The following is a 21,789-nucleotide window of genomic DNA, read 5'->3' as shown; positions in this document are numbered from 1 at the left end:
AAGATTGCTCAGAGCATATCAAAGTAACTTAATATAGTGGTAAGCTTTAATTGTGCAATAAGATCAATATAATACTATTATTATTTTAATAAATAGGACGATTCTTTATAAGAATAGGAAATTTTTAATGGACTTTCCGGGCGTGACGAGCACTCAAATAGAAAACAAGCTGATAGGCGAGTCATATAAAAAATTTTATGTTATGATTATTGCTGATTTTTTTGCAACGATCTTCTTCTCTATTCTGATTTGGAATCAAGTTACTAACCAGCTTCTGTTAATAATATGGGTTCTCGTGATGTTTGTTTTCAATCACATACTAAGAGGGCTTTTTTTAATTCATTATCATCGTCATAAAAAAAAAGGTACCTTGATTCACCTGGGTTTTTGGAAGAAATATTTTATAGTTAATAACCTGCAATCAGGTGTTTTATGGAGTTTAGGGGGATTATTGTTCCTCTATATAGACGATCCCCTTCATCGCATGGCAATTTTTGTCTATCTTATTGGTCTGCTTGCGGCGCCTGCAGCTAAGTTATTAACAATTTATAGCGCTTATGCCGCATTTATGATCCCCATTTGGATAATGTTGATTTTTTTATCAGTATCTATTGCACCCTCGCTTTCGGTTGCCTTGCTTTTTGCGACAATACTTTACGTTACGATTGTGATCTATGCCACCCTAGAAGTAAATCGATTTTTACTGAAATCAGTTTATCTGGAAATATACAGCTCCAATCTTTTATCTGATTTAAGGCGTAGTGAAGAGAGTTTTCGCAATACTATTGAAAATGCACCAATTGGCATGGCTATTGTTTCACCTGAAGGAATATGCATCCATGCCAATCGTACGCTACAAGAGATCCTAGGCTACACTGATGAGGAGTTGCGTAATAAAAATATGCTGGAAATCACTTATGTTGATGACGTACCTATGACTCAAGATGCCATGAAACAACTCCTTTCGGGCAAATTGCGTATTTCACATATGGAAAAACGTTATGTACGAAAAGATGGCAGTATTATCTGGGCAATGGTCAGCGCGACCCTGATCCGGAATGAGCAGGGGGAACCGATTAATTTTATTACCCAAATGAAAGATGTGAGTGATCGCGTTCAGAATGAAGAAAAAATGCGAGAACTGAATGAGAAAACGATGGAAACCTTGAACGAGTTAAAATTACTTGAACATGATGAAAGCTTATTAAATAAATTAAACCGTTCACTGCAAATTTGCATCACAGCAGAAGAGGCTTATCCACGCATTAACATAATTGCCCAAGACTTATTTTCTGACTTAAGCGGCGGCTTATCCATTTATAATCAGGGAATGAAACAAATGGAAACAGTAGTTCAGTGGGGAAAGGAACAGCTCCTGCCAAAAACATTCTTCCCCATGGATTGTTTTTCAATCCGTGAGGCGACTACTAATGTGGTTGATGATCCCAATAAATCAGTACCTTGTGCCCATTATCTGGCTCCACCCCAAGGTGGAAATATGGCGTTGCCCCTCATGGTCCAAAATGAATTAATAGGCGTTATCCATTTGCTCGCGTCAAAAAGTAAAAAGTTGACGCAACACCAACAAGATATGGCAAATTCATTTGGCAATATTGTGAAGCTCGCAATTGCCAATATTAATCTGCGCGTGTCATTGAGTGAGTTGTCATTACATGATCCATTAACTAATTTATATAATCGACGTTATTTAAATGATATTTTGTCACGGGAATTGATTCGAATTGCCCGGGAAAAAAAGACATTATGCGTGGCGATGTTGGATATCGATGATTTCAAGAGATTTAATGATACTTACAGCCATTTAGCCGGAGACGAAGTTCTTAAATCGATAGGGAAATTACTAAAGGAAAATTTCCGGGAAAGCGACGTTTCTTTTCGCTTCGGTGGCGAGGAATTTGTTGTGGTATTGTTAAATGCGACATTGAACAATGCTGTAAGTAGAATGGAAGAACTCCGTGAAGAGATAAAAGCGATATCCATTTATTATAAAGGCAATCCATTGCATAACATTACCATCTCAATTGGTGTAGCAGAAGCACCCAAACATGGTGCCACTATCGACGAGATTGTAAAGGCTGCTGACCATGCACTTTATGCAGCGAAACGGGCAGGTAAAGATCAGGTAAAAGTCTACAACCATAATATATAGTACCATTGCTCTTCAAAGGGTTAAACTCCAAAATATGAACTTGGAGCTGCTAAAACTTTTCCAGGATAGCTCCTGGGTAGGCTGAATTTTTAAGCTCAATCTCAAAAGTGTCCGTAAGCATTTTTGCCAGTTCAAGATTCGGTGTTAAGGTAATCGCGCCTTTCCTTAATTGCTCTTCAATAAAGCAGATTAATAGATCTATTGTTATCCGCATCTTGCCAGGTTGATTCATTAGTAGACTTTCTAACTGAACGGTTAATTCTTCGAGTGTCTGCTTAAAACAAGCTTTTGCTGCCGATATTTGAGTGGCAACAGCTGTATGGTTTTGAGCCCCATTAAAAAATTTATAGGGTCCAATCAAACTGCGATGTTGAATAGACGACTCCTGCAATTTGATACAGGCTCTATTATGCGTAGGATCTATTTTAAGTACTTGTTGATACAGATCAAAAGCTAACACAATAGCATTTTGTTTTTGAATCCCAGCCGCTTTATATTTACCGAAGAAATCGGCTATAAGAGAAAGTAAATTTGCCAAAAATTTTGGATTGGATGTGTCAGAGATTATTTTGTCCAGGGCTGATTGAAAGGCTTTGCTATAAGGGTGAAACTCTTCTGATGATGATGTCTGAGACGAGGTATTAAAAAAACTTTGTGAAGTTTGAGCACTTCCCTGACTACTGGACTGGATTGACAAAGGTTGTGGTGTTATTACCGGATCTGATGTCTCAAATGGACTTGTTGAAGGAAGTGTGGGAATAAAAAGTGGAGTGGTTTCAGAGCTGGGATTTTGAACTTCCATCGAACTATCGAGATGGTCAGTGCTGAAATTAAATTTTTCTGATGCAACGGAAACTTCTTTTGAATAATCTGCGTTTTCATCTAAATTTGAAAAAGGAGGCGTTTCTTCTGTGAGCACCATGTCTGTTAGTTGATTTTCTTCTTTTTCCTCTTCTTCTTCCTGGGGTATTAGATTAACTAAACTTTGCAGATCATCGAGAATGGGATTTTCCTTTTCTTCTTCAGAAAGTAAGTCATAGAGCGCTTTACATTCATGAACAAGTTCGCTGATATCCTCAAGATTAAAAATCGCTAATCGTGCTACGTAGCTTAGCAGCTCCAATTTACGCAAGGGAGATTGAATAGGCATTTCCAAGAGCTTGTATTTACCTATGAACTCAGACATGACGTGAAGGCTGGTCTCACTTTCCGTCTCTTTATACTGTTGCTCAAGTAAATTTAAATAGCCTAGACTGCTTGAGAGCTTGGGACTATCTTTTGTTTTTACCTGAAAGGTAATGGCTCGATTCATCCATTCAATCGCTTGTGAACGTACTTCTTGCGAATTAAGATTTATTTCGTCCTTATCTTCTAATTGATCCATTAATTCATCACTTATTTCTTCACAAACGACGGCGAGCAATTTATGAGTTTTCTTAATCACTTGCTCTTTATTGCTAAAAAAATGCGTAAGTCCGGTAAGATGCTCTTTATAAGTAAGTTCCATTTCTTGCAGTAAACCGGGAATATCTTGCCAATATTTTGCAATGGCATCAAAGTGCAAGTCTTGAGCTTCACGACGGATTAGCTGAAGTCTGGTTGTTACAATTTCGGAAAGTACATAAACCAAGGCATCGTAAAAATCATTGTGTCGAACACTATTGGAAGCAGCATGCAAATTCAGAGTTTTTAACGCTTCTGAGTAATGCATAAGTGCTTCTTCATATCTTTGTTCATTATAAGCCTTATCGCCTTGTTGTTGTCTGAAGGTATTAAAGTAAAATCCCATAATCATTGCTCGAAAAACAAAAAGATTATTGTAACTTCGCAATTTTTTTAATCAAGAAGTAAATATCTACTGCATTATCCAAATTATGGAGAAGAAAGTTTTATTTGAGCACTTAATAAAGGATTTTTATTAGTACTTGCAATAGGTTAACTAGGTTTAGAAAATCACTTATTTACGGTATAAGAAGGGAATTTTTTTACTGATATTATTGTGCCATCCATGATTTGATTGAAAATACGCTTTGCCAGTCGTTTTAATGGCACATGATTCGTATTTGTAAGTATGATGATACTCACATGATCATCAATATGACGTTCTATCCAACTGCTATAGCCTCTTATAGCACCGTTTTTGAAGGCAAGACGTTTACCATTGATAGAAGAAACTTGCCATCCTAAAGACCATGCCCAGTTTTTGTTGCCTGCAAGCGCTCCATTGTTTAAAAAGACGGGTGTCCACATTTGACGATAGACTGCTGGTGCTAATATTTTCCCGGAAGACATGGCGTTATCCCATTTAGCCATATCACTGATATTCGATACGATTCCTCCCGAACCCCACATTTGACTCCATGGGTTTTGATTTGGGTTAAGAGCTACTTTACCTTTTTTCGATTGATAGCCTGTTGCCAAATTTGGAGGAAAGAGCGATTTAGGGAAACCTGTATGATTCATCCCCAACGGCTCAAAAATGGTATTTGATAAATAATCACCTAATGTTTGATGGCTCACATTTTCAATAACACGTCCTAACACGCTATAGGCGAAATTATTATAGGTAATTGCAGATCCTGGTGGAAATTGCATGGGTTTTTTTGCTAAGTCGTCCCATACTTTAATCCAAGGGAGATGTGGCCCATGATGTTGAGGAATACCACTTGAATGTGAAAGTAATTGTTGAATGGTAACATTCTGCCACTGTTCCGGTGCTTTGGGCACGTAGTCCAATACAGAACTATTTAAATTTACTTTTCCTTCCTGGACTAACGTCATGAGTGCAAAAGCAGTGATGACTTTAGATACGGAGCCAATACCAAATAGGGTTTGTGAATTTACAGGGTCTTTTGTTTCAATATTGGCATAACCATATCCCTTTATGAGAATCGGTTGGCCATCTTTGAGTACTGCTAATGCTAATCCAGGAACATTGTTTTTCTGCATAAAGACAGAGACTGTATTATCAATTTTTTGTTTTATTATTTCTGGAGTTGCATTGACCCATTTCAAAGGAAGAAAAATCGTCAGACAAAGAAGAAATCTCAAACTTTTTTTATTCATTGAACATACACCTTACTCTTTTTGCGTTAGCAACGTGTCAATAATCATTTCTTTATATAATAGAGTAGGCGACGAGAGTAAAAGTACCAAATATTTTGGTACTTTTTTACTAAGATAGTGCTAGATATAGGAAAATCCAGGTTCATTACTATGATCAGCTAAGTAGGGTCTCAGAACGATGTCGCTAATCATTTCGATATCTTTCCGCATAATATCGGTAGCACTAAAATTAATAGTGTACTTGGCTAAGATGCTTGAATCCTCTTCATCAAGTAACGATTTTTCATGAGATTCAATTTCTGTTGCTAATGTTCTAACCGCACTATCCTTACTGTTTGCCTGTTTTAGATAGCTTTTCACAATGGGCTGATTATGGCGGATCTGAGATTGATAATATCCTAAAATTACTTGCAAATCCTCTTTTAACTTGCACACATCACCAAATAAAGATTGGTAGGGCTTTCCATCCGCTACTGCGTTCTGCAGTTTCTGAAAGAGTGTTTCCATATTTTCAATAAATTTCTGATTGTTAGGTATTTTTGAATCTTGACGACCATGAGAAGTAAGCCTACTTTTTTTAATATCAACCAATTGCTTAAAGTGAAATAAAATATTTTGAATATCTTCCAAATCATCAGTTTTGGTTAATATACGAAACGCTTCTTGGCTGGTTTTTGGAATGGATGCGCTATTAAAAAATTTTGATTGCATGGTTTATCTCGCTTATTTGTGTTCTGATATTAATCAATGTGCGCATAAGTTTACAGATGCACATGCTATGTTGTCAAGTTTTAATCCATAATGTTTATTAATTTTCTCTTCTGGCGATCAATAAACTAATTAGAAGATGATGCAAATTAAATCTTCTGTATCGTCTGTTCATAGCATTTATAACTTAAGGTACTTAAGAAATATGAAGGATCGGCATTTCATTATCTTTTGTTACTACTTCCGCGACAAGCCGAGAGACGTTGTAAGTGCACTATTTAAGTTACTTGGCTCAAATTAAGGTCTATTCCGGGCTGCAAACTACCGGGATCCCCATTTTTTTATGTATCTGCGTAAGATCAACGCAACGTGAGCAAGTAAGCCTGTCCTCCCCGCATAGGGGGGGGGATCCTTTTTATATTGGCAATGCTTCATGGATGGATTCCTGCCTTCGCAGGAATCACCATATCCACTTTCTGCTTAGCTTACAGTCGGGATCTAAGGTTCAAATCTCCAATCTAAAAAGGATTAGATAATTGACATCCCAGACCGAAGCATCCCATGCTTCTGGGAGGGGGATTAGTACAGGTCACTGGTCCGAAAGTAATTGAAGAAGGGGATGCTGTAACTTCTACGGCAGTAGTTGTACAGGTTTGAGTACTTGTAGTCGAAGCCACAGTAATTCGGGCACCTTGATAAATTAAAAATTGTGGCCATGGTGTTATCGTACTTATATTAGGAGCGACTCCAGAATTAGCAGGTATCGTCACATCAATTGTTGGATGTTGCCCCGATGGATAAGTAATGTGCACCCTAAATGATGGTTGGGTCGGGGGAGTCGTACCAAATAGGGTTAATAGTGTACCATTGGTAAATCCTTGACATCCCTTTGCAGATACCGTCGTATTGTTAGGAACAATACCCGCGCTTTTTTGAACACAATTTGAGTTAAAAAGACCATAATTTTGTTCTGCTGTAGGACCACCTTTTGCGGGCTCATCGTAAGCTTCGAAGGCGAGAACTCCTATATTATATCCTGATTTTTTTACAAAGTTACTTGTATTCAATTGATAAAGAGTTTGGAAATAAGCAGTAGCATTTGCCACAGATGGTGCACAGGGGCCAGGGGAATTACATGCATATCCAGTAGTAGTTCCTGCTGTTGCCCAACCTGTTTCTGCTGTCAAGAGAACACGTCCTGGTGTATAAAAAGGTTGTTGGTTTGCCATGGGTAAAGCAGGTGGCGTTGTTGAACCTACAACCTTTATGTAATCCCATGCGAGTGAATTGGTCTGTTGAACTGTTGTGTTTAACGGAGGCATCCATACAGCTGCTTTTGCTGGAGCTACGCCAAATTGAAAGGGATACGGATCAAAGGCCAGGGGGGCTGTCGAAGAATAAGAATTAATTAATGTTTGCATATCGGTAGAAATTGCCGGGCTTGGGGTGACAAAACTGCCACTAAGGACTGCAGAGCTTACAGGAGTTGTTAAACCTTGTGCAGTGAGGGTGGCTTTTAAAGCAGATACTGCACTTGTTAGATAAGTAACATTTGAGGTACCTGTGCATGGAGGAATCATATTGCCTGCGTTGCAGTAATTTTCATGACCCGCAAAAACTAGTATGACGGTGTTATTAAACACTGCAGGGGTAACTGCCTGAATCACAGCAGTTAATGTAGCTTGAGCGCATGGAATATAATCTTGGGCACCTAATGGACATCCAGGATACATAGCGTCATTGGGTAGTTGAGGAATCACTGCCTCATAAATAACTTTCATCCCCAAAGCGTTGGCTTGCTTAATAATATCTATCCAACTATAGGGTTCGGTTTGATAGGAGCGAACTGTTGTAAAACCAGCGTCCTGCAATTGTTGAAGTTCTGCATAAACATTAGTGGCAGCGGAATTGTTAGGTGTGCCCGTATAGAAAACATCATGAAAATTGAATGGGTAGTTATTGGTATAATGATTGGGATTATAATCAACACCAATCAGCTGATTGAATGAAACGGATTGTATTGTGGTCGATGTAATGAGTTTATTGGAACTTAGGTTGCCAATCAATTCAGCGGCGAGGGTAACCGTTCCATGAGTGGGTGAATTGAATATACCGACAATACTGCATTGAGCGCCGCTTGCTAATGTTCCCGTTGTTCCAGAGGGGATGCAGCTGTTGTATGTGATGACTAAATTGGGATGGAGCGGATTATTGTTTTGTGTAATATTTTGTATAAAGCTGGCCGTTGAGGCATCGTAATTTGTGAACGTAAAAACTACTGTATAGTTTGTATTTGCAAATGTTTGACGGGGCAAAGGTTGGGCTGAAGGAAAATTGGTTGTACCTAAAATACCCGCCGGGGCTGTTGTTGCAATTGTGGTTAATGCAGGTTGCACGTGGACTACGTTATTATCATATCCGCTGTAAGCCACTAAAATCGTTTTTCGGCCAATGCTGTTGGGAGTTAAGGTAATACTATAAGTACAGCTTTCCTTAGGCTGCAATTGTTTCCCTGTACATTGATCGTTGTATTTAAATTCTACTCCAGTAGCTGTACATTCTTGATTAGGAGACGGGCACAATATCGGAATTACCTGAAATGGTTTTTTAAAAGTAAAAGGGAGATTATTGGTAAAAGTATATGTAGAAGTGACACTCCCTCCTAAGGTGGAGCTCTTTGTTGGGAAAGGTTTATCCAAAAAATGAAGAACAGGATTGCCCGCAAAGGTCTGGCTCATCATTAAAAATAAAGTGCATGCTAATTGGAATTGATTCATTTTCACTCTAATGTTCCCTTTTAGTAATAATAAATTCAACAATAAGAAATGCTATTTAAAATGGGGATGTGGTGTCATTGATACATAAGCAATTTACGTCATCATACTCATTTCTAGGTAATACAGCGCAGCTTTTCTAATTCATTTTATTTTAAAGCAAGAGACACAATACTAATTAATGCCATTCAAATTTGCTACATAAATCATGAGTAAGATAAATAAAAGCCAGTGGGGATTTATATAACTTCTAATTCAGAATTTCTGTTTTCTTTCCGTGATAAGAACACTCAATTTCAAATTGTTTCGTATAAAAAACACAGTGTCTTAAAAACAGGCATCATGGTAGTATTCGCGCGTTTTATTGCGAAGAAGGGTATATTTTATGAGTCAAGAAAAAAAAGAGAAAAAGACGCTTTGGGATGCTTATGCATTTAGTGTCAGTTATACAGGGCTCACTACTTTAATAGGGCATCCGGCAGAACGACTTAAGGTAGCAATTCAAACAAATCTTTACCAAAGTTCTTATTCTGTCACAAAACATTTCTTAGGCGCGAATTTCAGCCATTTATCTACAGGACTCATGTCATGTATTATTCGGCAACAAAGTAAAATAATATACAGGCCTTTGTTGATTACCTACATGCCAAAAGAAATTGATAAATACCAGTTTCCTCTGGGGTTCGGCAGTTTCCTCAAAGCAACAACTGCCGCAACTTTTGATACTTTGGTACTTAGCCCGCTTGAAAATATTAAAACAGTTCAAATGAGAGCAATAGCAAGTCAGGATAAGCCCATAAAACCTGTTCAAGCCATGCAAACTATTTATCAACAAAGAGGGGTTCCAGGCTTTTTTGTTGGTAGTACAGCGACTCTGGGAAAAGCATTCCCTAGTTGGCTCTATTTATTCATGACATATCAAGCAATTAAAACCAAACGGGAAAAACAAACTTTTTTATCAACGATTCTGTGGGCAACTGCTGCTTCAGTCCCAGTTGTTTTTGCAACTACCCCACTTGATGTAATAAAAAGCCGACAACAGGCTTGTACTGATGAATTGAAGCCAACAATAAGAGAAATTGCATCAGGTATATATACGAATCATGGAATTAGCAGCTTTTTTAAAGGATTTAACTGTCGGTTATTACATAAATCATTGTCTACGGCGGGTGCTTATATGATTCTAGACATCGCCAATAAGATGTAACACATCATCAAATAAGCGTTTGCACTTTGCAAAAAGTGTTCATTTTTCCATAAGAAAATAGCAGGGAACCCGAATGAACTACGTCATAATTCGGGTTTTCCATTCCGAACATAAGCTGTTGAAAAAAAAGAAAAACCTTCTAAATATTTTTGGTAAGCGCTCAAAAGTTCATTTATTGATATTTACACCATTTTATGTTTAGATGCTACGGTTAGTGCAGTTCCTAGAGTGTCAAAAGCTGAGGCTCATAACTCTGAAATCGGCTGCAAATTTTAAATATTGAGATGAGAAGTTAAAAACTTATGCTGGAGTGCTGTATGCCAATTTTTAAAAACCTTCCTAAGTCTTAATTTTTTTAATTTCACATTAGTTCGTAGGGATGCGCCGCCATGAAATTTTCTCATTTAATGCCTCAATTAGGCTTTGGTTTATATACTTTTTGTTTTATCACTGCAGCGCAGGCTGGTAGCCCTTTATGGACTTTTATGCCCGATGCAAATTTTCCACCTAAGGTCTCTGTGAGTTCAACAGGAACTGCTACAGTGAAATACATCGTAACCAATCAATCGAAAAAAACACAGACTCTGGTTATGAACCCTATTATCGGCATCAATCAAGTGGTATCAGGGGAAGGAAATTGCAACAATCCATTTTTATTAGGGTATAAACAATCCTGTACTTTAACCTTGGAAGTGATTGGCCGCGAATTATTGGGCGATGTATCAGGAGGTCCTATGGTTTGCAACCAAGGCAATCCCTTGCAGTGTTATCAACCAAGCGCCATAAACAGCCTGAGTATCATTAAAGGAGAAACAACACGATTTTATGTTAACGGCAGTAGACCGACAAACGGTAATGGAATGAGTTGGGCAAATGCGTTTAATAATTTAGATTCTGCACTAGAAGCTGCCGACGCTGACCCGGATTTTGTTGAAATCTGGGTAGCAAATGGGGTCTATAAACCTTCTCGAGTATATGCTCCACAAGGAATTATTGGCGGGGCTTATGGGGTGAATACCCCTAAGTTAAGAACGTTTAACTTACCAAGTAATACAGCCATATATGGGGGATTCTCTGGGACGGAAACTCGTCGTGAACAAAGAAATGGACAACTTCATCCCACTATCTTATGTGGGGACATGACTTCAACCTGTCTGACTCCCTATGTAGTTAATAGTAACAATGATCGGGTTTGGCATGTGCTTACAGCCGGAAGTGATGTCCCTCCAGGCACAGGTGTTAAAAATATCACGCTCGATAGCCTGATCGTAAGAGGGGGGTATGCAGTAGGCCCAGACAGTGGCGTTTTAGGTGTTGACAATGTTCTCGAGAGTTTGGAGTATGAACATGCTGCGGGCGGTGGTCTTTTAGCACGCTATGGTTCTACGATTGAGCTCAGCCATATGCTCTTTGAGCAAAATATAAGTGATGGTTTCAATGCTACAGTGACCGAAATTCTTGATGGGGAGCTCCTTGCATTAGCTTCAGGTGGAGGAGCTGTAGCAGCAATAGATACAAATACTGTAATTACTATAAAAAACTCCAAATTTATGAATAACTTTGCCACATTTCCAGGAGGCAGCGGAGGGGCTTTGGAGAATCTAATTGGCGCTGCCTATATTATTGCTTCAAGTCAATTTGAACAAAATGTTGCCTTTCGTAATGGTGGAGCAATTCGTAGTAAAGATGCAGGGGGTACCACGATTTTTTCAAGCGATTTTAAGAGCAATGTTCTGAATGGTCCTGTTCCAGATGCAAGCGGCGGCGCTCTTGGGATGATTAATACCAATTTATCTGTATCCAATTCAACGTTTACGCAAAATCAAACTATCCGTACAGGGTTTGGCGGCGGGGCAATTTTTTTCCATACCCCCTTTAATAATGGCATGCCTCATTTTTTAAACGTTGAAAACTCAAAGTTTATCAAGAATGTCGGTGCAGCATTTGGGGGAGGTGCTATTAATGTTTTTGGAATACTTCCTAACCCAAGTTCACAAGCCACGATCATTAACTCTGAATTTACCAACAATAGTGGGGGTGTTGGTGGAGCAATGTATGTGGACTCAATACCTACAACAATCACAAAATCTACTTTCGTGGATAATAAAGCACAATTGGAAGGTGGGGGCATTTTTGTAAATAACTATGGGAATGCAGTATTTGCTTCCCTTCAACGGTCGCAGGCACAAATCTCCAATAACACTTTTGTCCACAACACGATTGAGGGAGTTCCTGTTGGTATTCATTCACCTCTATTTTTCTTTAACTCTGTAGCCAATTTTTTTAGTGGAGGAAGTTCCTCAGTAACTACTATGGCACCAGGAGGAGGGGCAATTGCTGTTGGACTTTTTGGAGATGCCAAGATTTTCGGTAATATTTTTAAAAAGAATATGGCACTAAAAAATCCATTAGGAGAAGATAACAGAGGAGGGGCGATATTAGTGGGAGGTACAGCAGGTACTCCAATTAATATGAGTCTGGCTCATGTATGTTTGTCTTCGAATCAATTTTTAAGTAACAAAGCGAATATAGATAATAATGTTGCACTATATAATCCAGGAAACATTCCCGGTGGTGTAACAATTAATACCTGTATTATTCCCTAAAGAATAATTATATTAATTGGCTTGATGCAGGAGTTTGAATGAGGAAACAGCCCTATTTATTGGTAATATTGGCAAGCGTTTTAAGCAATAGCAGTGTAATAGCGGGCGTCATGGGTGAAGCGGTCCCGCACTTCAATTATGTCGCAGCATTAAGTATTGGTCCGGTATGGCAAAGTGAGGTTGATGCCCAGACGTTCTTTTTAGCCCCTGGGATTGAAAAAACTTATACTGAGAATAACTCAACAAATACACTTGCGGATTTTGAGGTGTTTTTGGGTTTGCAACGATCATTAACCGCTACATTCTTGGGGCAGTTAGGTGTGGCGGTTGCAGCGACCACTAATGCCAATTTTTCAGGAGACATTTGGGATGATGCCAGCCCAGAATTTGACAACTATACCTACAATTACAAAATCCAACACACTCATATAGCATTAAAGGGGAAATTATTGGCAAATTGGGGATTTATAGTAATGCCTTGGGTGAGTAGCAGTGTTGGTGTAGGTTTTAACGATGCGCATTCTTTTAGCAATACACCAAAGATTTTTGAGGCCTTACCGAATCCTGATTTTACGTCACATACCCAAACAACATTTACCTACACTGTGAGTGCAGGAATACAAAAAGTATTGAATCAAAATTGGCAAGTGGGTTTGGGATATGAGTTTGCAGATTGGGGTAAAAGTAAATTGGGTCGTGCATCAGGTCAAACAATGGGAAATGGTTTGGAACAAAACCATCTTTATACAAATGGTGTTTTATTCAATCTTACTTATCTTGTATAAGAATGGAGCCTTTTAAAAACATCGCTTGGGCAGCGCGTTAGAGTCTGGGATTTCTGGATTTTAATAAAATTTCTCAATCTCGCCCAAGCTATAATACTCAACGAGTGGACCAATTTATGAATGAAATCACACATAATGAAAAAGATGCGTTAAAAGTGGTTGAACAATTTAATCATTTGAATGCATCACGAGCGCCCATATCCGATTTTTTACCAATCGTTGATCCAGAAAAGTTAATTATTACTCTGCGCGGTAGCGATATAGTTTTTAAAGGCATTGCTGGCTTTGCTGATCATCAAATAGGTAAACTCATTTATTTCGATCAAAAGTTTGAATGTGAGCTTATTAAAAGTGAAACCCAAAGCGATCATATCACGCTGAGTACTAAAGGGGTTTGGTTTGCAAAAATTTGGCAATCTCCTGCTGCCTACAGCCAACAACTGATCGCGGATTTAAGTCATACTTGGATTTTAAAAAAAAGCAAACAGTCCACTTATATTATTGTTACCCATATTTGTGAACATTTTAAATATAGAGATGGATTTTCCCCTCGTGATGTGGTCGAAGATTTCCATCTTAATCTAAAATAATTCGAGCTATTTATGCAGCGACTTAATAACTCGCCTCGGTTGAAGGGTGATCAAAATGAACACCAATTCCAAGCCGACGAATGGGCTTTAATGGATTACGATTAATTTTTTGAAATAATTCTTGATAGGATTCTAAATTAATTTGAGTGCTTTTAATTTCAGCGGATACTAATTTGAAATCATTCATTTTGATATTAATAAACTGATTTTTTATTAATAAATCCGCCGCGCTTTCCTGTATGCATATGATTGGGTATCTATGAAATTATTATGCTGTATCAATGCAGCGTAAAATCACTTGTTCTTTCACTGTCTAAAAATTGTAATTCGATTTGTTTCTGAAATGCCTTATATAATTTGCTTTGATTTTCTCCCAAGAATGTCTGGAAGAATCCTTTTTTAGGCTTAATCTTATCCTCTAGCATGGATAATAATAATTTAATATCTTCTTTTTCCAGTGACGATTCTTGGGTTATATAAGCACTTAGATTACTTAGCCATTTTTGATAGCTCTTTTTACTGTCTAAATGAGTCGTTATGCGGAAAAAATGGGTTAGTACTGTCTGGGTTTTATTAAGAGTTTCTTTTTTAAATGCAGGTGCAAAATGTACTTTAGAAAGGCCTGATTCAACTTCAGATTGTATTACCTCAAGGGACAGACGCTTAAATGCCTGCTCTAAATCAGCTTCGGATTTGATCGTTACTTCAAATTGCGGTGATAAAACTCGGCATTTTTCAGGATACCTTATAAAACAACGTATGAGTTCATCTAAATGATAAGGGATTCTGGTGACATTGATTGTCGAACAATCTCCGACGGTACGACTTTTTAAATCATGCATCACTACATCAAGTGGGATTTCCATGTTCTCAAAATAAGTGATCCCATCATTCATGGCTTGTTCAAAAAGAACCGCCTTTAAAGTCTTTGCTGTTTTATGATGGCCTATTTTAACCAAATAAGCTAATGCATCATTAACCGTTTTTATAGCTTTTTCCTGAAAGTCTTGTTCTTCTATTTCTTGAATTAATGTTACTAATATCTTCCTGCGCTTTAAACTTTGAGATATCGCCTGATTCGTAATCCTTCGAGCTATATCGAATGAAGATGGGTAGGGAACACCATTGAATCCCTCCAAAAGCGTTTCAAATGATTTTCGATCAATATCGATATCTCGATGATCTTTTGTTTGCGAAATCAAATCAGATGCTAATTCTCCCCAGATCCCATCGGTCATTGAAACGATAATATCGCCCTCAGCAAGTTCGAGTGTTTGTCTGACAAGTACATTATCTCTATTGGAAGTTGAAGTAAGTGTTTGCAGGGATGAGGGAGTCCATGTACCAAATCCTCGATAAATATGCCGGGCACAAAGAGTGTTTTTTATCTTATAGTGTTTATCTAATACAATAATTAATCCATCGCCGATATTTGCAAACTCTCCAGAATATCGCTCTCCTTGTTGGTATTTATAGATAAAAGCTGCTATAGATGCATGTGCATCATACGTTCCTTTTCCATCACTATTTTTTCTTGATGCAGTTGCTTGGCTAATTAAGTCGAGTGTTGCATCTATATTTTCATCACAATCCAAAAATGCTTCACAACTCGCTTGGGATATTTCGTGTATCATTTCATCTTCTTGTTGATCACCAGCTCCTCCGCCTAAGCCGTCGGTGACTGCAACGCGAGCACCATTAATTGTGCCCACTTTATCTGTAGTGGCTAATGCTCCAGAACTATCAAGTATCATATCCTGTTCCATATCTTGATCTTGATGAGCGAGGCTTGAACCAATAACAATGGCGCAGTTATGACTTTGATTCACAGAATAAAATCGTGTTGATAAAAAATTCTCCAATTCATTGGCGGGGTCTTTTGCAATGGCTCGTGAAAAAATAACTTTTTTATTTGTGATGATTTTATTTCTCATTGTATTACTCTAAAAAATCAGAACGGGGCGGCTTTTTATGCCCATGAAAACTATCTTGGATATAAGCTGGTTGCTATTTTAACAGAATTTTTCCCATATTTTGTTTTGCAAAGTTTTAAATTTCATTAAAAGAACTATTTTTTCTGTACATCTAAATCATTGTTCCACGAAATCAATTCATATATTGAGATTTTTTAAAAAATTATAAATTTTTGCGGATATTATAACCTCAAATTAGCGTAACACAAAATATTGATATATTGAGTCAATTTGAGCCACCCTGGTCTATTATTATAAATAAGATTGCTTTTTTTGAGTAATTTTATGGCTAATCTACCTGGGCTGTTTTATCTAAAAGCGTATCCACCTGAGGAAATATGGAGATTATTTGTTGATGGGCGTTTTTGGTCAAAAGAAAATGGTTGGCAGGGTTATGAGTCAAGAGAACGCGGTTCTCTCAACGCTGCTCTAGAAAGTTTATGCTCCATTGCTTTACAAGTTGATACGGCAGGAGAGGGTTTTGAATTAAGTGTTGATTTAATAAAGGAAATACATAAAAAATGCGGGAAAAAAGTAGAAGAGTTACAGGACAAAAACCCAGGTGAAATTAGAACGGATGAACCTGTGTCATTTGGTATTCCTGCAAGCCGTGCATCAATTAAAGGCATCGAAGAATTTCTAGGTTTATTTTTCCTTTTAGAAGGTGAAGCAGAGTTTGGTCCTGGACAACTTGGACCACTAGGTTACCCAAAGTTCGATAAAAACTATTTTAAAGATTTGTCTCCTGAACAAATACCTGAGCTTGCTAAAAAAATATATAAAGACATGTCTGAAGATGGCCATAGCAATACGACTCATTTTTATCTCGCAGTGCAAAAAAATGTTGATGGGTTCCTGGAAGCCATCACTCGATCTTATAACAAAGAAATTAAAGCCGCCCATACCATTGATGAAAAACTTCAAGTGATTGCCAAGCACATTCGATATTATGAAGTATTACATCCTTTTAGAGATGCTAATGGCAGAACTTTCGTAAATAATTTATTAAATATTCTTTTAATGCAGCAAGGTTTGCCGCCTGCAACATTCTACGAGCCTAATGTTTTTGATTTATATAGTGCTGATGAATTAGTCGTGGTGATTAAGGAAGCAATTTTTAATACAGTAGAGGTTATTGAAAGAAGCAAAAAAGATATTTCCTTGTACGGGTATTCTTCCAGCTTAGAAGATAGAGATCAATTTATGAAGATGCTGGATAGCCCTGCTTATACGAAAATTCGTGGGAATAGTTTTTTACACTCCGATATTGAAACCCTTCAAAGGGATACCAAAGATTGTCTCGCCTCATTAGCTGCTCTATATCCACTGCATCGAGGAGCAGTTTATCTTAGTGATCCTAGTGATATAAAAGAACTTGTATCCATGAATGAGTCTCAAATTAATAAACGCATAAAGCAAGGTGCTCCTCCGCTTTATGTAGGTAAAACTCCTATGCATTTAGCGGTCATGATGTGCAATAGTGCAATGGTTGATGAGCTTATTGGGCAAAAGGCAGATTTATCAATCCCGGATTACGATGGCAAAACAGTTCTTCATTACGCTGCGGAATCTGGAAATATAGAAATAATGTCGAAAATATTAAAAACTTTATCGCAACAAGAAGACGCGCTTAAACTATTAAACGTTCAAGACAATCAAGGCAAAACAGCGTTCCATTATGCTGCTGAGCATGGAAATCCAGAGTTAATTACTGGCTTAATATCCACAGGTGTTGTTCAGATAAATGAACCCGACAAAAGAGGCATGTCTCCTATAACTTTAGCGTATAAAAATCGTAAATTAGAAACATTTGAGATATTGTTAGATGCTGGTGCAGAGATTAGTAAAGAGCTTCTTGATACAGTATCGGCTCGAAAAGATATTGAAACATTTAAAAAAATTATTAGCAAGAATGAAAAACTTCTTTTAAATCAAGATGGTTTGAGACTTGCTATTGGTTTGGGAAGCAGAAGCCTTGTCGGAAAGTTTTTGCAGGCAGGAATGGATATTAATACTCCATTAAATAAAGATAATGCAACTCCATTAATGTTAGCTGTTGGTAGTGGAAATATAAATTTAGTCAAGTATTTATTAAAAAAAGGTGCTGATACAAATTTAACTGATGCGAGTGGGCATTCTCCTATGCATTATGTTTTTTTTACAGGTCCAGAGCCTAGAGAAGCTTTGGTAAAGATAATCGCTGAAAAAAACAAAGAAGTACTTGATAAACCAAATAAATATGGACGTCCTCCTATATATTCCACGATTACATTGCAAGATTTCAAATGCACGCAAATTTTATTAGACATGGGAGCAAAGATTGATTTCCAAGATGTAGAAGGAAATAACATGTTACATACTGCTATGGGTAGGTGTCCTTTGCCTGTGGTCCAGGAAATTCTGTCCAGGGATCGCACTTTGATTCACCAGAGAAATATTGAAGGGAGAAATCCATTTCATCAGGCACTGGATAGTGTAAGTTTTTCTGCACGCTTTAAAAAAGAAAATGAAATTAAGTTTATGGATTTAAGTGATTTTCTGATAAAAGAAAAAGTAAATTTAAATACAAAAGATGTGAATAAAAAAACAATATTAGATATTGCTTTGTCGAAAAATTACTATCACCTATGCGTAAAATTGATGAAAGAGGGAGCTCATACCAATATTTCTTCAGCGGCTAGATTTCTTGAGAAAGCTAGCTCTGACTCCATATTCAATTACCCTAAAACCTTTAATAAAGGATTGATGAAAAGATTGAGTGATGATCCTTTAATTGCCATGGCGCAATTGAATGATTTATATATAAAAATCAAAGCGAATGATATTCGTACACCTAAGGATTTTTTACCGCAGTCAGGCTTAACTTTCTTTAAAGGGAAATCTGAGGAAACAAAGGCTCATGAACAGGTATTATCCGTATTAAAAGGGGTCTATGATAGTAAGCTTAAAGAGTTGCTTGGCAAGCAAGGTGAAAAGGAAGGTTTGGATAAAAAGAAGCCATTTCTTGATGAGGATCTTAGGTATTTAATTAAACATCAAGAAATTTCAAGGAAAATTGATAAACCTTCTGAACAGTTAGTGGAGGGGGAAACCTATAAAATAAAATGGTGAGTTTTTGTTAATAAGTTTTTAATAAAAATCTACGTACTGTCTCTTTATGCACGGTATGCAGGGCAATATGGTTATAGTTACCATAATACTTAGTCTTTAGGCGCGGGATTCAGCTCCGGTGTTCCTGCAGTTCGATACAATTGCGTCCTCTATCCAATCACTTTTTGCGCTGCGCCCTATGAACAAGTCTGGGGGCGGAAGCAGCAGATATTCAAAAAAAAATCTTTATGTTTAAAAATAGTGCGATTACCCCGAAAGGACTTATATATTAACGGAATGCTTAATATTTAGTTAATGTGTTATGTGTAAAATACACTCCAGATTACGTAATGCGTTAAAATAGGAATTAAACGATGTGGAGTAGAACAGTTAGACATACGAAAAATAGATTGACATCTCAAGGAGTCAATAGAACTATCTCTCTAGGCGGCAACACACGAATTGTTCGTTTTTATTCTCAATACAATTGGAAGGAATTCAATGCAGGCTCTTGTGATATCGAGTCAGTTCTTGAATCAGGGAAAGGCTCATTCCCAGAGGTATTTAGAGATTCTTCTGTTGAATTTACTGCATTAAAAAATTCAGTACAAAAAAAAGATGAACTGTCATTGAAGGTTAAAGGGTTTGGACGCCATAAAGGTCAAAATGGCCAATCCGTAGGTGATTTAATACTGTTTGAAACGCCTCGCCGCTCATTACAAATAACTGGAGCTTTAATTCCTTTATTGTTAAAAACTCCCCCTAAAAATAATGATTTTGGAGTTTTTGTCCGTGATTTTCACAAACAACATATTTTACCAATGATTCCGCAAATAAGCATGTTGACTCAGCGAGAGAAATATTTTGATTGGGTATATAAGACCCTTCATGATACAAGCACGCAAGTTCAGCATCCCCAGGTTCATAAGCATTTTAATAAATTCAAAACAGAGCTGAGACAACGGAGAGAAAAAGGAATAATTGATGTATCTGATGCTACGCTAAGCGAGTTAGCTATGGTTCATGTATCAGATGAACTACTTAAAAGCGAGGTAGATGCGCGAATATATGCTCTTTCAGAACGCGTAATCGAAACTCTTATTAAACAAGCTAAATATGAATCGTTACCTTTAGTTTCAGCAATAGAAGCGAATACATTTATTGGTGTCCCCGAAGTACCTAAAAGTTATCCTGACCGTTTCACTGTTTTGATGGCTGGAGGGCCTGGAAGTGGTAAATCCATTACAACAGAGAGTTTTGCTTTGCAATTACAACGGCAAACAGGATATTCATTAGATGAGCTGGCTCTGCTTACCGTTGATAGAAAACGCACAATTTTTTATGACGACGAATGTGTAAAGGGAGCTCATAGAAAACATATTGGTACATTGACGCACGACGAAGCAGTAGTGACTTACAATATGAGTGGTGAGTTCTTAACACGTCGTATGGATAAACACAAACGAGTGCCTAATGTATTTAAAGAAATGTGCAATGTTTGGCCTAAATGGGTTGACATCGGCTTAGAAAAGAATGGTACTTATTTAATCACCGTTTCGACAAGAAAACCTGAGAAAGCAGTGGATGGAGTGATTCAGAGGGGTATTTCAAATAATGATTTTATTACACCTCCTAAGTATGTATTGAATTCTTACCGTAGTGTTAGTGAACGTTTTCCATTCGTGATTCAAGAAAACCAATCTAAAAAAGTAATTATTAGTGTGGTAAATAACGAGTTGGCGATTGAGAAAAAATTCAGTAAAGGAAAAGGGCAAGAGTTGGAGCAGGCAGAAGATAATAAGCCAGCTGTAGTAGTAGATTGTGAGACCAATACAATCTATGTTATCAATCTTTTGCAATATGTAGACTTCATTAATCAAAGCCAACTCAATAGTAATGCCACATCTGCAGAGGAACTTTTTGAAGGCGCAGATATTTCAATTGAGACGAGTATGACAAGAGTAATTGATCCGAGTAAATTTGGATCGGCTAAAATTGCATTTGTTCGCCAAGGAATTACTTCAACTTCAATTACTAGCCTTGAGAAAAATGTCGTAGCTACAGTTCAGGATGGTACGCTTGATATTCAAAACGAAGAAGATTTTGAGAAGTTAAAATCGGATACTCCCGAGCATTTTGAAGTATTGGAGAGTTTAACATCTCACCATTCATTACCAGCAGCTACAAAATAAGGTGCGGAGGATTCCAGAAGGAATCCTCTGCATCACAATTATTTAAATCTAGGAGCAGGTCCTGGGGCATCCGTTGACGAGGTATTTTCAAGCTCTTTCACGATGGTTTTAACGGATTTATTTAATTCTGCTTCAGCCTCACTTTTTTTGACTATTGACCAATCGATATTTTTGAAAAAACGGCTGGGAGCAGAAGAGGGCTTAACGGTTCTAGGGAAAGAAGAAGTAGCAAATTTTCTAAATAACATCATCATCTGAAATCCTTTTTCAATAAAAAATCGCATTAGTTATGATAAATTTTTATAAAAAATATGCAAGTTTTATTTTTTCGTTGATATGTTATTGTTTTTTCTTTGGATTTAATTGGTCTTTCTCTGGCAATGGATTCTCATCTAATTGCTCGGCAATTGTTCGGGTATTTTTATTCAGTGAGTTGATTTGTTTTTTGTCTGTTGTTACAGTCCAGTCAATCGACTTTCCAAAATTTTTTGGCATTTTTTTAGTCATTGATTTCTCCAAAATGAATAGAATCATTGTGTATAAAAAATGATTTATTTGTATATATTAGCAAAATATTTCATGCAGATCAGCTAAAAGCATCAAGTTCTTCCAATAGAAGATAAACTCG

15 protein-coding genes are annotated in these 21,789 nt (G+C 37.3%); 7 read left to right on the top strand and 8 right to left on the bottom strand.

All coding sequences use genetic code 11. The features are described 5' to 3' along the window. The first annotated feature begins 127 nt into the window (after positions 1–127). Positions 128–2,170, top strand: a complete 2,043-nt coding sequence (locus FOLKNPGA_RS12565) for a sensor domain-containing diguanylate cyclase (protein ID WP_182350228.1) — start codon at positions 128–130, stop codon at positions 2,168–2,170. A 49-nt stretch (positions 2,171–2,219) separates the two neighbouring features. On the opposite strand, the gene FOLKNPGA_RS12560 is transcribed toward FOLKNPGA_RS12565, so the two are convergent. The 4 genes from FOLKNPGA_RS12560 to FOLKNPGA_RS12545 all read right to left on the bottom strand — a co-directional run bounded on the left by FOLKNPGA_RS12560 (position 2,220) and on the right by FOLKNPGA_RS12545 (position 8,721). Next, positions 2,220–3,959: a hypothetical protein gene (locus tag FOLKNPGA_RS12560; protein WP_182350227.1), complete on the bottom strand. Its 1,740-nt coding sequence runs from the start codon at positions 3,957–3,959 to the stop codon at positions 2,220–2,222. Positions 3,960–4,123: 164 nt separating this feature from the next. Beyond that, positions 4,124–5,236 (bottom strand): serine hydrolase, encoded by a 1,113-nt coding sequence (locus FOLKNPGA_RS12555; protein WP_182350226.1) that lies wholly within the window; start codon positions 5,234–5,236, stop codon positions 4,124–4,126. A 120-nt stretch (positions 5,237–5,356) separates the two neighbouring features. Then, positions 5,357–5,947 carry a hypothetical protein gene (locus tag FOLKNPGA_RS12550; protein WP_182350225.1) on the bottom strand — a complete coding sequence of 197 codons (591 nt, stop codon included), beginning with the start codon at positions 5,945–5,947 and terminating at the stop codon, positions 5,357–5,359. Between the two features lie 515 nt (positions 5,948–6,462). Next, positions 6,463–8,721: a glycosyl hydrolase family 17 protein gene (locus FOLKNPGA_RS12545; protein ID WP_182352854.1), complete on the bottom strand. Its 2,259-nt coding sequence runs from the start codon at positions 8,719–8,721 to the stop codon at positions 6,463–6,465. Positions 8,722–9,103: 382 nt separating this feature from the next. Between FOLKNPGA_RS12545 and FOLKNPGA_RS12540 the strand changes: the two genes are divergently transcribed. From FOLKNPGA_RS12540 to FOLKNPGA_RS12525, 4 genes are all read left to right on the top strand, one after another. Continuing rightward, a complete protein-coding gene (locus FOLKNPGA_RS12540) occupies positions 9,104–9,925 on the top strand; it encodes an MC/SLC25 family protein (protein WP_182350224.1) in 822 nt (273 codons plus the stop codon). A 389-nt stretch (positions 9,926–10,314) separates the two neighbouring features. Further along, the gene (locus FOLKNPGA_RS12535; protein ID WP_182350223.1) at positions 10,315–12,531 is read left to right on the top strand and encodes a hypothetical protein; all 2,217 of its coding nucleotides are present in this window, start codon (positions 10,315–10,317) and stop codon (positions 12,529–12,531) included. Between the two features lie 38 nt (positions 12,532–12,569). Next, entirely contained in the window at positions 12,570–13,316 is a 747-nt protein-coding gene (locus tag FOLKNPGA_RS12530; RefSeq protein WP_182350222.1) for an outer membrane protein, read from the top strand. Positions 13,317–13,432: 116 nt separating this feature from the next. After that, a complete protein-coding gene (locus FOLKNPGA_RS12525; protein WP_182350221.1) occupies positions 13,433–13,906 on the top strand; it encodes a hypothetical protein in 474 nt (157 codons plus the stop codon). A gap of 22 nt (positions 13,907–13,928) precedes the next feature. Here the strand turns inward: FOLKNPGA_RS12525 and FOLKNPGA_RS12520 are convergent, their stop codons facing one another. Both FOLKNPGA_RS12520 and FOLKNPGA_RS12515 read right to left on the bottom strand, forming a co-directional pair. Next, on the bottom strand, positions 13,929–14,093 hold the full coding sequence (locus FOLKNPGA_RS12520; RefSeq protein WP_232891212.1) for a hypothetical protein: 165 nt from the start codon (positions 14,091–14,093) through the stop codon (positions 13,929–13,931). 91 nt (positions 14,094–14,184) lie between these two features. After that, entirely contained in the window at positions 14,185–15,840 is a 1,656-nt protein-coding gene (locus FOLKNPGA_RS12515) for a phosphocholine hydrolase Lem3 (protein WP_182350220.1), read from the bottom strand. Between the two features lie 324 nt (positions 15,841–16,164). Here FOLKNPGA_RS12515 and ankX point away from each other — a divergent pair, with 324 nt between their 5' ends. Both ankX and FOLKNPGA_RS12505 read left to right on the top strand, forming a co-directional pair. Further along, on the top strand, positions 16,165–18,990 hold the full coding sequence (ankX, locus tag FOLKNPGA_RS12510; RefSeq protein ID WP_182350219.1) for a Dot/Icm T4SS effector AnkN/AnkX/LegA8: 2,826 nt from the start codon (positions 16,165–16,167) through the stop codon (positions 18,988–18,990). A gap of 353 nt (positions 18,991–19,343) precedes the next feature. Next, a complete protein-coding gene (locus FOLKNPGA_RS12505) occupies positions 19,344–21,161 on the top strand; it encodes a hypothetical protein (protein WP_182350218.1) in 1,818 nt (605 codons plus the stop codon). A 38-nt stretch (positions 21,162–21,199) separates the two neighbouring features. Here the strand turns inward: FOLKNPGA_RS12505 and FOLKNPGA_RS12500 are convergent, their stop codons facing one another. Beyond that, a complete protein-coding gene (locus FOLKNPGA_RS12500; protein ID WP_232891208.1) occupies positions 21,200–21,415 on the bottom strand; it encodes a hypothetical protein in 216 nt (71 codons plus the stop codon). An 85-nt stretch (positions 21,416–21,500) separates the two neighbouring features. Continuing rightward, positions 21,501–21,668 carry a hypothetical protein gene (locus FOLKNPGA_RS12495; protein WP_182350217.1) on the bottom strand — a complete coding sequence of 56 codons (168 nt, stop codon included), beginning with the start codon at positions 21,666–21,668 and terminating at the stop codon, positions 21,501–21,503. Positions 21,669–21,789: the final 121 nt, after the last annotated feature.

It is taken from the genome of Legionella sp. PC1000 (genome assembly GCF_014109805.1).
Classification (GTDB): domain Bacteria; phylum Pseudomonadota; class Gammaproteobacteria; order Legionellales; family Legionellaceae; genus Legionella; species Legionella resiliens.
The sequence above is the reverse complement of the archived record's forward strand: the minus strand, read 5'-3'. Positions and strand labels throughout refer to the sequence as shown.